General features: G+C 71.8%; 10 protein-coding genes, 1 tRNA gene and 1 pseudogene. 8 read left to right on the top strand and 4 right to left on the bottom strand.

Annotation, left to right across the window (positions count from 1 at the left end):
* Positions 1-46: 46 nt before the first annotated feature.
* The 4 genes from ACFVXG_RS19970 to ACFVXG_RS19955 all read right to left on the bottom strand — a co-directional run bounded on the left by ACFVXG_RS19970 (position 47) and on the right by ACFVXG_RS19955 (position 3,220).
* Positions 47-118, bottom strand: a tRNA-Gln gene (locus ACFVXG_RS19970).
* 251 nt (positions 119-369) lie between these two features.
* Positions 370-1,869 (bottom strand): glutamate--tRNA ligase, encoded by a 1,500-nt coding sequence (gltX, locus tag ACFVXG_RS19965; protein ID WP_387929221.1) that lies wholly within the window; start codon positions 1,867-1,869, stop codon positions 370-372.
* Positions 1,862-2,662 carry a fumarylacetoacetate hydrolase family protein gene (locus ACFVXG_RS19960; RefSeq protein ID WP_387929219.1) on the bottom strand — a complete coding sequence of 267 codons (801 nt, stop codon included), beginning with the start codon at positions 2,660-2,662 and terminating at the stop codon, positions 1,862-1,864. The genes gltX and ACFVXG_RS19960 overlap by 8 nt, the downstream gene beginning before the upstream one ends.
* Before the next feature lie 339 nt (positions 2,663-3,001).
* Positions 3,002-3,220 carry a hypothetical protein gene (locus ACFVXG_RS19955; protein WP_387929217.1) on the bottom strand — a complete coding sequence of 73 codons (219 nt, stop codon included), beginning with the start codon at positions 3,218-3,220 and terminating at the stop codon, positions 3,002-3,004.
* Between the two features lie 640 nt (positions 3,221-3,860).
* On the opposite strand from ACFVXG_RS19955, the gene ACFVXG_RS19950 reads away from it, so the two are divergent.
* The 8 genes and pseudogenes from ACFVXG_RS19950 to ACFVXG_RS19915 all read left to right on the top strand — a co-directional run.
* Positions 3,861-7,754, top strand: coding sequence for a nitrate- and nitrite sensing domain-containing protein (locus tag ACFVXG_RS19950; RefSeq protein ID WP_387929215.1), 3,894 nt, complete (start codon positions 3,861-3,863; stop codon positions 7,752-7,754).
* Positions 7,755-7,764: 10 nt separating this feature from the next.
* Positions 7,765-8,178 carry a roadblock/LC7 domain-containing protein gene (locus ACFVXG_RS19945; protein ID WP_030248297.1) on the top strand — a complete coding sequence of 138 codons (414 nt, stop codon included), beginning with the start codon at positions 7,765-7,767 and terminating at the stop codon, positions 8,176-8,178.
* A gap of 161 nt (positions 8,179-8,339) precedes the next feature.
* Positions 8,340-8,765 carry a DUF742 domain-containing protein gene (locus ACFVXG_RS19940; RefSeq protein WP_350508230.1) on the top strand — a complete coding sequence of 142 codons (426 nt, stop codon included), beginning with the start codon at positions 8,340-8,342 and terminating at the stop codon, positions 8,763-8,765.
* Positions 8,746-9,324: an ATP/GTP-binding protein gene (locus ACFVXG_RS19935; protein WP_270143826.1), complete on the top strand. Its 579-nt coding sequence runs from the start codon at positions 8,746-8,748 to the stop codon at positions 9,322-9,324. Before ACFVXG_RS19940 ends, ACFVXG_RS19935 begins: the two co-directional genes overlap by 20 nt.
* A gap of 465 nt (positions 9,325-9,789) precedes the next feature.
* Positions 9,790-13,131 carry a nitrate- and nitrite sensing domain-containing protein gene (locus ACFVXG_RS19930; protein ID WP_387929214.1) on the top strand — a complete coding sequence of 1,114 codons (3,342 nt, stop codon included), beginning with the start codon at positions 9,790-9,792 and terminating at the stop codon, positions 13,129-13,131.
* A gap of 10 nt (positions 13,132-13,141) precedes the next feature.
* A complete protein-coding gene (locus ACFVXG_RS19925) occupies positions 13,142-13,555 on the top strand; it encodes a roadblock/LC7 domain-containing protein (protein WP_097236138.1) in 414 nt (137 codons plus the stop codon).
* Positions 13,556-13,716: 161 nt separating this feature from the next.
* Positions 13,717-14,373: a DUF742 domain-containing protein gene (locus ACFVXG_RS19920; RefSeq protein WP_387929213.1), complete on the top strand. Its 657-nt coding sequence runs from the start codon at positions 13,717-13,719 to the stop codon at positions 14,371-14,373.
* A pseudogene (locus ACFVXG_RS19915) lies at positions 14,354-14,494 on the top strand (ATP-binding protein); the annotation flags it as partial. The gene ACFVXG_RS19920 and the pseudogene ACFVXG_RS19915, both read left to right, overlap by 20 nt.

Here is a 14,494-nt window from a genome sequence, read left to right as displayed (position 1 = left end):
TGGATCTTCATTTGTACTGCGGGTGATCGTTGCCGATCGTACTGCGCTGGGGTACCAGGACTCGAACCTAGACTAAATGAACCAGAATCACTCGTGCTGCCAATTACACCATACCCCACCAGAGTTGAACCCCTGCGGGGCCTTCTCAGGCGTTGCGCCTCTCGGTCGGTCCCGTTCCGAGGGGCTTTCGCTCCCTCGTCCGTTCCCTCCCGGGCGGCGCAGAAAGAACATTACCCGACGTCCGCCCAGGCTCCAAAATCGATAACCGCAGGCAGCGACCGGGAGGCCGTCCGGTGGCCTCCGGGTGCGCCGCGGGCCCGGCACGGAGCCGGGCCCGCGGGCTGCTCAGGAGGCGCTTGCGCGGCCCGTTCAGGCGGTCGGCAGGGCGTCCAGGGCCAGGCGGAGCCGGCGCAGCGTCTCGGGGCGGCCGAGCAGCTCCATCGACTCGAAGAGCGGCGGCGAGACCCGGCGGCCCGTGACGGCCACCCGCAGCGGCGTGAAGGCGAACTTGGGCTTGATGCCCAGGCCCTCCACCAGCGCCTCGCGCAGCGCGGCCTGGATCGGCTCCGGGGTGAAGTCCGCGAGCTCCTCCAGCGCCTTGACGCTGGCCTCCAGCACCGGGCCGGCGTCCGCGGTCAGCACCTTGGCGGCGTCGTCCTGGTCCACCGCGAAGTCGGCCGGGTCGACGAACAGGAAGCCGGCCATGTTGACGATCTCGCTCAGCACGACCATCCGCTCCTGGGTGAGCGGCGCGATCCTGGCGAGCAGGTCCAGCTGCTCGGCGGACGGCTCGGCCGGCAACAGGCCGGGGGCCTGGAGGAACGGCACCAGGCGGCGGACGAAGTCCTCCGGGGCGAGCCGGCGGACGTGCTCGGCGTTGATCGCCTCGCACTTCTTCAGGTCGAAGCGGGCCGGGTTGGAGTTCACCTTGGCCACGTCGAAGGCGGCGACCATCTCGTCCATGTCGAACAGGTCGCGGTCCTCGGCCAGCGACCAGCCCAGCAGGGACAGGTAGTTGAGCAGGCCCTCGCGGATGAAGCCGCGCTCGCGGTACAGGTTGAGCGAGGACTGCGGGTCGCGCTTGGAGAGCTTCTTGTTGCCCTCGCCCATCACGTACGGCAGGTGGCCGAAGCGCGGGGTGGTGCCCTCGCCGACGCCGATCTCGGCGAGCGCCGCGTACAGCGCGATCTGCCGCGGGGTGGAGGACAGCAGGTCCTCGCCGCGCAGCACGTGGGTGATGCCCATCAGGGCGTCGTCCACCGGGTTGACCAGGGTGTACAGCGGGGCGCCGTTGGCCCGGACGATGCCGTAGTCCGGCACGTTCTCCGGCTCGAAGGTGAGCGTGCCGCGCACCAGGTCGTCGAAGGAGATGGTCCGGTCGGGCATCCGGAAGCGCAGGATCGGCTCGCGCTTCTCCAGCTTGAAGACGGCGACCTGGTCGTCCGTCAGGTCGCGGCAGTGGCCGTCGTAGCCGGAGGGCTTGCCGGCCGCACGGGCCGCCTCGCGGCGGGCGTCCAGCTCCTCGGTGCTGCAGTAGCAGTGGTACGCGTGGCCGGCCTCCTGGAGGCGGCGGGCGACGTCGGCGTAGATGTCCATCCGCTGCGACTGGCGGTACGGCGCGTGCGGGCCGCCGACCTCCGGGCCCTCGTCCCAGTCCAGGCCGAGCCAGCTCATGGCCTCGAGCAGCTGGGTGTACGACTCCTCGGAGTCGCGGGCGGAGTCGGTGTCCTCGATCCGGAAGACCAGCTTGCCGCCGGTGTGGCGGGCGTAGGCCCAGTTGAACAGGGCCGTGCGGACCATGCCCACGTGGGGGTTGCCGGTCGGGGACGGACAGAAGCGAACCCGGACGGCCGGGTCAGTGTTAGCCACGCTTGATCACCTTGTTGGTGAGAGTGCCGATGCCTTCGATGGAGACGGCGACCTCGTCGCCGACGTTGAGCGGGCCCACCCCTGCGGGCGTGCCGGTGAGGATGACGTCGCCGGGCAGCAGCGTCATGGCCTCGGAGATGTGGACGACCAGCTCGGCGACCGAGCGGATCATCAGGGAGGTGCGGCCGGTCTGGCGGAGCTCGCCGTTGACCGTGCAGGTGACGGCGAGGTCGGCCGGGTCGAGGTCGGTCTCGATCCACGGGCCGAGCGGGCAGGCGGTGTCGAAGCCCTTGGCCCGGGCCCACTGGCCCTCGCGCTGCTGGACGTCCCGGGCGGTGACGTCGTTGGCGCAGGTGTAGCCGAGGATCACCTCGGGCACCCGGTCCAGCGGCACCTCGCGGCACATCCGGCCGATCACCACGGCGAGTTCGGCCTCGTGGTGGACGTCCGAGGAGAACGGCGGGTACGCGATGTTCTCGGTCGGGCCGATCACCGAGGTGGACGGCTTGAAGAAGGTGAGCGGGACGTCCGGGACGTCGTTGCCCAGCTCGGCCGCGTGCGCCGCGTAGTTGCGGCCGACCGCCACGATCTTGTTGGGGAGCATCGGGCTGAGCAGCCGGACGTCCTGGAAGCGGTAGCTCTCGCCGGTGGGCTGGGGTTGGCCGAACGGGTGACCGGCCAGCTCGTGCACGACCAGCGAGTCGGGTCGGGACGGATCCCCCTCGACCACGCCGAAGGAAACGCTGCCGGCGGCAGGGCTCCCTTCCCGGACGGAAAACCTGGCAATGCGCACGGCTGGGATACCCCTCGCTTCGTCGGCCGCCCGGGGCGCCCCCGGGCGCTGCTGGGCGCCTCGCCCGTCACGGACGCGGCCCCGTCAATCGTCGCCCAGGCTATCGCGTGGGGCCTCCCGGGACCGCTTTGCCCCTGTTCAGCACGGTTCGAGGGGGAATGCCCGCCCTGAGCCGAAGGGGCGCGCCGGTGCCGAAAGCGAGGAGCGACAAGCGAGGAACGAGCGCCGGAGCGACGACCGTCGGCACCGGGTCAGAGCGCCCCGGAGGCGAGCGGGCGAGTAGCAGCGAGGGCGCCGCGAACCGATCGGTTCGCGGCGCCCTCAGTGCTGGGGCCCGGATCAGTCCCGCGGGGTGACGACCGGGGCGACCATCAGCTGGACGCGGCGCGGGTTGGCGGTGACGGCCGGCAGCTCGGTGCCGTAGGTGCGGACGTCCTCGGGCTTGCGGGCACCCGGGATCTTGCTGAAGTCCTCGACCGAGGCCAGCGTGGTCCGGCGCGGGTTCGCCGTGGAGCGGCAGGACAGCGTCGACTTGGTGGCCTTCTTCGCCAGGGACATCGAGAGCACCTCGTGGTCGTGGCCGGGGGGATCACCAGGGATCCGCACCGGCCTGCGTGATTCCGATTGATTCGGAGGGGTTCTGGGCAGGCTGATCGGGGCCGTGCTCCAGGAGACAGCCAAGGTTACGAGATCTCTTTCCATACAGGCCGTGACCAAAGCTACACATTCACCTGTGATTTTGCTCACAAATTGACGCACAAATCACGAATATCCGACATATCGCCGCATCGGAATATTCCGGCATTCCGTACACAACGGGCATTCCGGCAGGTCTGCGACTCTTTTCGATCTCCGGCCACGTTGGCATGTATCCGGCGAGTGTCCGAAAAAGGCGGTATTCCGGTCCGGTTACCGCACAGTCAGTGAGATGCCGCATGCGGTCGGTAGTACCCGGCCGTGGGTTCCAGCGGCCCTTGTTGGGATTCCCTCGCTGTGCTGGAATGCCACGGACCGTGGGTAGGGAGCAGTCCACCCCGGCGACCCGCTCTCCCGGACCGGCCGGGGTGCGGAAGGAAACTCGACACCGTCCAGGCCGTGGCGACGCGGCGGGACGCCCGGTCCAGAGGTTGCGACGCCAGTGCAGGGACGTTTCAAAAGGGGTAGCGGCGCCGCGGGAAACCCGGAGTCGCGCGAGCCTGTGGCAGCCCCTCAACAGGCGGCGGCCCCCGGCGGCCCGACCGACCCCGTGACGCCCGAGGCCCCCGCCCGGCCGGAGGACGACGGGCAGGAGCGGAAGTCCGCGCGGGACAAGCTCCGGACCACCCTGACCAGGCGCCGCGCCACCGGTCTGAGCCGGCTCGCGATGCGCAACTGGCGCATCCGCACCCGACTGATCGCCCTGCTGGCGCTGCCGGTCATGGTCTCGCTGGTCCTCGGCGGCCTGCGCATCCAGACCTCGATGCAGAACTCCCAGCAGCTCGCCCAGATGGCCAACCTGTCCGACCTGGCCAAGAAGGCGACCAACCTCGCGGACGCCCTGCAGACCGAGCGCGACATCAGCGCCGGCTACATCACCAACCGTCCGAGTGACCCGCTGGACGACGAGATCGTCGCCGCCCGCAAGTCCACCGACGACCTCAGCCGGACCTTCACGGCCTCCTCCGACAAGTTCGAGAACCTCCAGCTCTCCGGCGGCAAGGCCCTGCTGTTCCAGATCCGCAAGGACCTGAACTCGATCGCGGACGCGCGCAACACGCCGTACCAGAACAACCAGAACATCCAGGCCACGATCACCGCCTACGACGTGATCATCCGCGACCTCCTGGGCATCACCCAGGACATCGCGCTCGCCTCGAACAACCAGGACCTGCTCATCGCCACCCGCGCGCTGCAGCAGTTCTCGCTCGCCAAGGACGCGACCTCGCAGCAGCGCGCGCTGATCAGCGCCGGTCTGGGCAACCCCAAGGCGCCCGACCTGAGCGCGAGCGACGAGTCCTTCGGCATCCGCCTGCGGACCACGTACGACAACGCGCTCACCAGTTTCAACAACATCTACACCTCGCACGACCTGGACAACCTGCGCGGCCAGCTGAGCTACAACAACGTGATCGCCGAGGCGGACCGCTACTCGCGCTCGATCCTGCAGCCCGGCGGCATCCACCAGACCGAGGCGGTCTCGTACAAGGACTGGTACGAGAAGGCCACCACCAAGATCACGGCCGAGCGCCGGATCGAGTCCAAGCTGATCGAGGACCTCGACGGAAAGGCCCAGGACCTCCAGTCCCAGGCCGACACCGAGGCCCTGATCATCGGTGCCGCCGTCGCGCTGACCCTGATCATCGCCCTCGGCGGCGCCGGTCTGATCGCCCGCTCGATGGTGCGCTCGCTGACCCGCCTGCAGACCGCGGCCGAGGACGTCGCCGAGCGCCGCCTGCCCGAGCTGGTCAAGACGCTCTCCGAGAGCGACCCGCACGACGTCGACACCACGGTCGAGCCGGTCGCCGTCGACTCGACCGACGAGATCGGCCACGTGGCCCACGCGTTCGACATGGTGCACAGCGAGGCCGTCCGCCTCGCCGCCGAGCAGGCCCTCCTGCGAGGCAACATCAACGCGATGTTCACCAACCTCTCGCGCCGCAGCCAGGGCCTCATCCAGCGCCAGCTGTCGCTCATCTCCGAGCTGGAGAGCCGCGAGGCCGACCCGGACCAGCTGGCCAACCTGTTCAAGCTCGACCACCTCGCGACCCGCATGCGCCGCAACGGCGAAAACCTCCTCGTCCTCGCCGGTGAGGACCCGGGCCGCCGCTGGACCCGCCCCGTCCCGCTGGTCGACGTGCTCCGCGCCGCCGCCTCCGAGGTGGAGCAGTACGAACGCATCGAACTCGCCGCCGTACCGTCGGCCGAGGTCGCCGGCCGCGTCGTCAACGACCTCGTCCACCTGCTCGCCGAGCTGCTGGAGAACGCCACCTCGTTCTCCAGCCCGCAGACCCGCGTCCGGGTCACCGGCCACGCCCTGCCGGACGGCCGGGTGCTGGTCGAGATCCACGACACCGGCATCGGCCTCAGCCCGGACGACCTCGCCGAGATCAACGAGCGCCTGGCCAACCCGCCGACGGTGGACGTCTCGGTCTCCCGCCGCATGGGCCTCTTCGTGGTCGGCCGCCTGTCCCTGCGACACGGCATCCGGATCCAGCTGCGCCCGAGCGACTCCGGCGGCACCACCGCGCTGGTCATGCTCCCGGTCGACGTCACCAACTCCGCCGAGCGCCGCGGCCCCGGCGGCCGTCCCGGCCCCGGCGGCCAGCCCAAGCAGCAGCGCGGGGTCGCCCCGACGCCGCGCCAGCAGCGCCAGGTGCCGCCCGCCCGCCAGAACGGTCCGGCCGCGCTCGGCCAGGGCCCGGCCGGCGGTGCCCCGCAGGGCGGCCGCCCGCAGCTCGGCCAGGGCGGTCCGTCCGCCCCCGCCGCTCCCGCCGCGCCGACCGGCCCGGGTGCGCCCGGCGGCCGGGCCGGCGGGCCGGCGGGCCTGCCGACCCGTCAGGTCGGTCAGTCGCTGCGCGAGAACCCGGCTCAGCCCGGCCAGCCGCAGCAGGGCCAGCAGGGCCCGGGTCAGCCGGGCCGACGCGGCCAGGGCCGACCGGCCCCCGCGCCGCAGGCACCCGCCCAGCAGGGTCCCGGCCAGCAGGCACCCGGCCAGCAGGCACCCGGCCAGCAGGGCCCGGGCCAGCAGGCCCCCGCTCCGCAGGGCCGGCCGCAGCAGTCGCCGCAGGGCGGTCTGCCGCAGCGCGCCCCCGGTCGCCAGGGCCCGCCCCAGGGCCCCCCGCAGGGCCCGCCGCAGGGCGGCCCGAACGGCCTGCCGCGCCGCGGCCAGGGCCGCCCCGGCCAGGAACGTCCGCGCCCCGGCGGCGAGTTCGACGGTGCCCCGGGCGCTCCCGCGCCGCGGACCGGCGAGCAGCCGCAGCACGGCCGTCCCGGCGGGCCCGGCGCCCCGCAGCAGGGTGCCCGCCCGGGCAACCGTCCGCAGGACGGCCTGCCGCAGCGCGCCCCCGGCCGCCAGGGCCCCGGTGCCCCCGGTCAGCAGGGTCCGCAGGGCCAGCCCGGTCAGCAGGGCCCGCAGGGCCAGCGCCGTCCGCAGCGCCCCGGCCCGGACGCGCCGCAGCAGGGCCGTCAGCCCCAGCTGCCCCCGCAGCAGCAGGCCCAGCCGCTGCCGTCGGCCGAGCCGGCGCCGGTGGAGAGCACCCAGCAGTTCGCCCGGCCGCGCTTCGAGGCCAGCCAGATCGACCCGCGTGACCCGCTGGGCCTCGGCCTGGTGGAGCCGGTGCTGCCGAACGTGCCGAGCCCGGGCCAGCCGCAGCCCCAGCAGGCCCCGCAGGCCCCGCAGCAGCAGCTGCCCCAGCAGCCGCAGCGCCAGGAGCCGATGGCCCTGCCGACCGGCCCGTCCGAGGCCACCGGCGAGCAGCCCTGGTACCCGCAGCAGGCCGACGGCCAGTCGCAGGGCCAGCCCCGCGGGTACCAGCCGCGCCGCCCCGGCACCTCCGCGCCGGACCTCCAGCAGCCGGGCCGGCCGCAGCGCGCCCCGCAGCAGCAGCCCCGCCAGGAGCGCCCCCAGGCCCCGCAGGGCCAGGCGCCCCAGCAGCAGGCCCCCCAGCAGCAGGCGCCGTTCGGCCAGCCCCAGCAGAGCCAGCCGCAGCAGAGCCAGCCGCAGCAGGGCCGGCCGCAGCCGCCGCAGCCGGGCGTCGGTGACGCGCCGTGGCGCCCGTCCGCGAACGACGAGCGCTGGCGCCGCGCCGAGCAGGTCCGCGAGCCCTCGACCAGCGGGGTCACCACGTCCGGCCTCCCCCGGCGGACCCCGCAGGCCAACCTGGTCTCCGGCACCGCCGAGTCCGCGCCGCTGACCGGTCCCCAGGTCTCCCGCGCCCCCGAGGAGGTCCGCGGCCGCCTGACCAACCTGCGCCGCGGCATCCAGCAGGGCCGGCGGGCCGGGGCCGAGCAGGCCGCCAACCAGCCGGGCTCCCAGCATGGTGCCCAGCAGCCCGGATTCGATAGTTTCGGTGGCCGGAGCGACGGCAACGGCGCAGATCACCAGGAGCGTTGAGTTGAACCAGATGAGCCAGGCCGCACAGAACCTGAACTGGCTGATCACCAACTTCGTGGACAACACCCCCGGGGTGTCCCACACCGTGGTGGTCTCCGCGGACGGCCTCCTGCTGTGCATGTCCGAGGGTTTCCCGCGCGACCGCGCCGACCAGCTCGCCGCCGTCGCCTCCGGCCTCACCTCCCTCACCTCCGGCGCCAGCCGGATCTTCGAGGGCGGCGAGGTCAACCAGACCGTCGTCGAGATGGAGCGCGGCTTCCTCTTCCTGATGGCCGTCAGCGACGGCTCGGCCCTCGCCGTCCTCGCCGCGCCGGATTCCGACATCGGCCTGGTGGGCTACGAGATGGCCCTGCTCGTCGACCGGGCCGGAGCCGTCCTCACCCCCGCACTCCGCGCGGAACTCCAGGGCAGTCTCCTGCACTGACCGGAACCCGCACGGATCTCCCACCGTTCCACCCCGCACCGGGTCCGACCCGACCGGACCCGGCGCCTCACCCTCAGCTACCCTCAGGCAGCTGATCCCGCCTCAGCTGGCACCGCCCCAGCTGGAACCGGCTGCCCAAGGCCGCAGCACAAGGAGGACCCATGACCCCGCCCTCGACACCCGCCGGCCCGTACGGCAACGGGTACGGCAGCGGCTACGGCGGGCAGCAGTCCGACGGCTACGAGCAGCAGCCGCTGGTCCGCCCCTACGCGATGACCGGCGGCCGGACCCGCCCCCGGTACCAGCTCGCGATCGAGGCCCTGATCTCGACCACGGGCTCGGCGGAGCGCACCACCGGGCTGCTGCCCGAGCACGCCCGGATCGTCGGCCTCTGCCGTGAGGTCAAGTCCATCGCGGAGATCTCCGCACTGGCCGGTGTGCCGCTCGGTGTGGCGCGCATCCTCGTGGCCGACCTGGCCGAGGCCGGCCTCGTCGCCATCCACCAGCCCGCCGCCGCGGGCGAGTCGGGCGGAACGCCCGATGTCACGCTGCTCGAAAGGGTCCTCAGTGGACTTCGCAAGCTCTAACGGACCCGCCCGCGCCACGACCTCCGCGAAGATCGTCATCGCGGGCGGCTTCGGTGTCGGCAAGACCACGCTCGTCGGCGCCGTCTCCGAGATCAACCCCCTGCGCACCGAAGCCGTCATGACCTCGGCCTCCGCCGGCATCGACGACATCAGCCACGTCTCCGGCAAGACGACCACCACCGTCGCCATGGACTTCGGCCGCATCACCCTCGACGAAGACCTCATCCTCTACCTCTTCGGCACCCCCGGACAGGACCGCTTCTGGTTCATGTGGGACGACCTCGTCCGAGGCGCCATCGGAGCCGTCGTCCTCGTCGACACCCGCCGCCTCGCCGACTGCTTCCCCGCCCTCGACTACTTCGAGAACAGCGGCCTGCCCTTCGTCGTCGCCCTCAACGGCTTCGACGGCCACCAGCCCCACACCGCCGACGAAGTCCGCGAAGCCCTCCAACTCGGCGCCGACACCCCCGTCATCACCCTCGACGCCCGCCGCCGCGACAGCGCCAAGAGCGCCCTCATCACCCTCGTCGAACACGCCCTCCTCGCCCGACTCCGCTGACAGCGGAGCCGAGCCGTGCCGAAGGGTGCCCCGGAGGCGAGCGCGCGAGTAACCCGAGTCACGCGAGTCACGGGAACCGACAGGCCCCGGTGAGCCGTCACACTGACGGGTCGCCGGGGCGGCGGTGCTTTACCGTCGGGTGTCCTCCCGGGGCCGCGCGCAAGACCCGTGTATAAGCGGCGGATAACAGTTCGGTAGGCATTTTGTGATCAACAATGACGCAGCGTGGCGAATCAGCGTCACTCAGCGCCAGATCACCACGGTTTTGCTCCGTCATGTCGCCGATTGTCCGGATTGTTCCGTCGCGGGTGCCATACGGCGGCTGTTTGTCCCCCATCCCTGCACGTGCTGAAATTCCAGCTACCCCTGAACATCCCGCGCCGGCCTTCCGGCGGCGGGCCAGGGCCCCGGGGGTAGCGCTGGATTGATCCATGGCCGGCAAGTCGGCCGAGAGGTAGTAGTCGAGTGAGGCGTAAGCAGCAACCCGCCCCGCAGCGGCGCTCCGAGCCCCGCCAGAGCGCGCCTAACGGCAGCGCCGCGGAACAGGCCGGATTCTCCGCGTTCACTCCCACCGAGGAGCGCTCCCAGGCCACCCCGGCCGCCAAGCCCCCGGCGGCCGCCAAGGAGCCGCGCACCGGTCCGGCGGGTCCGTCCGGCGACGGCGCTCCGTCCAGCCGCTACGACTTCCTCCGTCCGCGCAACTGGCGCGTGCCGACCCGACTGATCGCGATCCTGCTGATCCCCGTGATCATCAGTCTCGTCTTCGGCGGTCTGCGAGTGAACACCTCGGTCGACGGCTACATCAAGGCGTCCCGCGCCGAGAAGACCGCCGAGCTCGCCAAGACGGCGACCGAACTCGCCGAAGCGCTCGAGAACGAGCGCGACAAGACCCTGATACCCCTGCTCACCGGGCAGGACCCGAACAACGAGGTCGCCAAGCGGCGCGCCGACACCGACACCGCGCTGAAGGCCTACCAGGCCGCCTACAACGCCTCGGACAAGTCCGGCGAGCTGCCGCGCCGCCACGACGCCTTCGAGCAGCTGCTGGTCGACCTGCCGCACCTGCGGCAGGTCGCGTACGGCAAGGAGCTGTTCGCCAGCGCCACCGCGAACGCCTATTCGGCGATGTTCGCGCCGCTGCTGGCCTACGACAACTCGGTCGGCAACGGCTCCTCCAACGCCACCAGCAAGGGCCGCGCGATCTACGCGATGTCGCTGGCCAAGGCCTCCGCCTCGACCCAGCGCTCGCTGATGCTGAGCCTGCTGGTCGGTGCCTCGCAGGGCGTGACCACGCGCTACGAGAACCAGGACATGACCCAGCAGATCCTGGTCGCGGAGAAGCTGGAGCAGGTCTCCCTCTCCGAGTTCAACACCGGTGCCGCCCCCGAGGACGCCAAGAAGTACAGCGACGCCCAGGTCGCCCTGGCCACCGCCCAGGACCGCTCGGCGTACAAGATGCCCAACGGCACGGCGCCCACCATGCAGGGCCTGCTGGGGCTCGCCGCCAACTACGCCGAGGCCGCCGCCATCGGGCAGCAGAAGGGCAAGGCCGCGGCCGACGCCGCGTACGCGGAGGCCAAGAACGCCGGTCTGACCCCGGACAACTGGAACCAGGCCGCCGGTACCCACATCCAGGCGCTGCGGAACACCGAAGTCGTGCTGCTGGACAACGTCCTCACCGACTCCCGCAACCTCAAGGACAACGCGCTCTACGACGCCATCCTCAACACGGTCATCGTCGTCGCCGCACTGATCCTGGCCGGCCTGCTCACCGGCTACGTCGCCCGCTCGATGATCCTCGGCATGCGCACCCTGCGCAGCGCCGCCCTGGAGATCGCCGACCACCGCCTGCCGGACCTGGTCGAGAAGCTCTCCAAGACCGACCCCGACCGGGTCGACACCTCGGTGACCGCGATCCCGCTGCACGGCAAGGACGAGATCGGCGAAGTCGCCCGGGCCTTCGACCAGGTCCACCAGCAGGCCGTGGCGCTCGCCGCCGAGCAGGCCCTGCTGCGAGGGAACGTCAACGCGATCTTCACCAACCTGTCGCGCCGCAGCCAGGGCCTCATCCAGCGCCAGCTGGCGCTGATCACCGACCTGGAGAACAACGAGGCCGACCCGGACCAGCTGGAGAACCTCTTCAAGCTGGACCACCTCGCGACCCGTATGCGCCGCAACGGTGAGAACCTCCTCGTCCTCGCCGGCGAAGAGGCCGGCCGCCGCTGGAACACCCCGGTCCCGCTGGTCGACGTGCTGCGCGCCGCCGCCTCCGAGGTGGAGCAGTACGAGCGCGTCGAGCTGTCCGGCATCCCCGAGGTCGAGGTCGTCGGCGCCGCCGTGACCGACCTCGTCCACCTGCTCGCCGAGCTGCTGGAGAACGCCACCTCGTTCTCCAGCCCGCAGACCCGGGTGCTGGTCAACGCGACCCGCCTGCCGGACGGCCGGGTGCTGGTCGAGATCCACGACAAGGGCATCGGCCTCACCGCCGACGACTTCGCGGAGATCAACGAGAAGCTGGCCGAGCCGCCCACGGTCGACGCCACCATCTCCCGCCGCATGGGCCTCTTCGTGGTCGGCCGGCTCTCCCAGCGGCACGACATCCGCGTCCAGCTCCGCCCGTCCGGCGAGTCCGCCGGCACCACCTCGCTGGTCATGCTCCCGCCGTTCGTCACCAGTTCCGCGGTGGCGCCGGAGCCGGAGGAGCAGTTCACCGTCTCCCGGATCTTCGCCGACCAGGAGCCGACCGCCGACTGGGCCCCGGACAACCACAACCGCAGCGCCGCCGAGCTGGGCTTCGACGACCACCTCACCGGCATCGGCAACGCCGGCTCCTCCGGGTTCAGCCCGGCCCTGGAGGCCGTCCAGCGCTCGCAGCGCCTCGACCAGGTCCGCCGCGCGGCCCTGGAGGGCGGCCCGCAGGGGCCGGTCGTGGACGCCGAGATCGAGGAGGACTACCAGCAGCAGGGCTACGACCAGTACGCCCCGCAGCAGGCCTTCCAGCAGGACACCTACGCCGACGAGCAGTACGGCTACGACCAGGGCGGCTACCAGCAGGACGAGTACGCCCAGGACGGCTACGGCCAGTACCAGCAGCAGGGCTACGACCAGGGCTACGCCGACGACCAGTACGGCTACGACCAGGGCGGCTACCAGCAGAACGGGTACGGCCAGGACGGCTACGGCCACCAGGCCGAGGAGGCCCCCGCCGGCCACCCGTACGCCCCGGAGCCGCCCGCCCTGCCCGCCGCCGAGCCCACCGCCACCCTGCCGTCCGGGCTGCCCCAGCGCCGCCCCGGCCAGCAGCTGGCGGGCGGCGGCCCGGGCAGCGCCCCGGCCGGCCTGAGCCAGCCCTCCGGCGAGACCCCGAACTGGTTCGCCGGCGCCAAGGACACCTCGGCGCCCGCCGAGACCCGCGGCCACGACGTGTCCGCACTGGGCGGCTACGGGCCCACCGGCCCGACCGCCTCCCCCTGGCAGTCGCCCAACGACGGCGACTGGCAGCGGGCCGAGCAGCTGCGCGAGCCCTCCTCCGCCGGCACCACCGGGGCCGGACTGCCCCGCCGCGTGCCCAAGCAGAACCTGGTGCCCGGCAACGCCAAGCCCACCCCGCAGGAAGGGCCGCAGGTCTCCCGCAGCCCCGAGGAGGTCCGTGGCCGCCTCACGAACCTGCGCCGCGGTGTCGAGCAGGGCCGCAGCGCCGGCAACACCGGAAGCTTCCGGATCGACCCCGATCAGGTAGACCAGTCCGGCAACGGACAGAACCGGAGCACCGATCTCTTCGGCGGCTCGAACCACCAGGAGCGTTGAGTTGACTCAGATGAGCCAGGCCGCACAGAACCTGAACTGGCTGATCACCAATTTCGTGGACAACACCCCCGGGGTGTCCCACACCGTGGTGGTCTCCGCGGACGGCCTCCTGCTGTGCATGTCGGAAGGCTTCCCGCGCGACCGCGCCGACCAGCTCGCCGCCGTCGCCTCCGGTCTCACCTCCCTCACCTCCGGCGCCAGCCGGATCTTCGAGGGTGGCGAGGTCAACCAGACCGTCGTCGAGATGGAGCGCGGCTTCCTCTTCCTCATGGCCATCAGCGACGGCTCGGCCCTCGCCGTCCTCGCCTCCCCCGACTCGGACATCGGTCTGGTCGGCTACGAGATGGCCCTGCTCGTCGACCGGGCCGGAGCCGTCCTCACCCCCGCACTGCGCGCAGAACTCCAGGGCAGTCTCCTGCACTGACGGTTCGTCGGATACCGTCCAGGTATTCGAAGTACCTCCGCGTCCTTCCCGGGCCCGCTTCGGCGGGCTCGGGTTCGGACGTTGTACGGCCTTCGCACCACAGGCTCCGGACTCGTACCGAAGCTCGCACCGCACCGCCGCACCTTGTGAGGAGAGGAACCGTGACACCGCCCGACGACCGCAGCGGCCAGTACGGCGTTCCGTACCCTGGCACAGGCCATGACGCCTTCGGAGCACCCGGCGCCGGCCACGGTCAGCAATACGGTCGGCACCAGTACGGCCAGCCCCAGCAGCACCCGTACGCCCGGCCCGAGGAGCAGTACGGCCAGTACGACCCGTACGCCCGGCCGCAGCCCGCCTTCGACACCCCGCCGCCCGGCTACCCGACGCCGCCCGGCCAGGTGCCCGCCCAGGACCCCGGCTACAGACCGGCCCAGGAGCCCGGGTACGTCGAGGAGTTCGAGGACGAGCAGGACTCCGGCCCGCTGATCCGGCCGTTCGCCATGACCGGCGGTCGCACCCGGCCGCGCTACGAACTCGCGCTGGAGGCCCTGGTCTCCGCCGATGTCGACCCGCAGCGCCTGGCCACCCTCCTCCCGGAGCACCAGCGGATCTGCACGCTGTGCACGGAGGTCAAATCCGTCGCCGAGGTCTCGGCGCTGCTCTCACTTCCCCTGGGAGTAGCCCGCATCCTCGTGGCCGACCTGGCCGAGGCCGGTCTGGTCGCCATCCACCAGCCCGCTTCCGGGGGCGAATCCGGAAACCAGCCCGACGTCACGCTGCTCGAAAGGGTCCTCAGTGGACTTCGCAAGCTCTAACGCGGCCGCCCCCACCCGCGCCACCACCTCCGCGAAGATCGTCATCGCGGGCGGCTTCGGTGTCGGCAAGACCACGCTCGTCGGCGCCGTCTCCGAGATCAACCCCCTGCGCACCGAAGCC

Source organism: Kitasatospora sp. NPDC058162 (genome assembly GCF_042884005.1).
Taxonomy (GTDB): domain Bacteria; phylum Actinomycetota; class Actinomycetes; order Streptomycetales; family Streptomycetaceae; genus Kitasatospora.
This window is presented reverse-complemented; position numbering and strand designations above follow the sequence as displayed.

Excerpts from the sequence above, each read along its gene's own strand:
- ACFVXG_RS19945 (WP_030248297.1), top strand. The coding sequence starts at position 7,765 with ATGAGCCAGGCCGCACAGAACCTGAACTGGCTGATCACCAACTTCGTG.
- ACFVXG_RS19955 (WP_387929217.1), bottom strand. The coding sequence starts at position 3,220 with ATGTCCCTGGCGAAGAAGGCCACCAAGTCGACGCTGTCCTGCCGCTCC.
- ACFVXG_RS19925 (WP_097236138.1), top strand. The coding sequence starts at position 13,142 with ATGAGCCAGGCCGCACAGAACCTGAACTGGCTGATCACCAATTTCGTG.
- ACFVXG_RS19940 (WP_350508230.1), top strand. The coding sequence starts at position 8,340 with ATGACCCCGCCCTCGACACCCGCCGGCCCGTACGGCAACGGGTACGGC.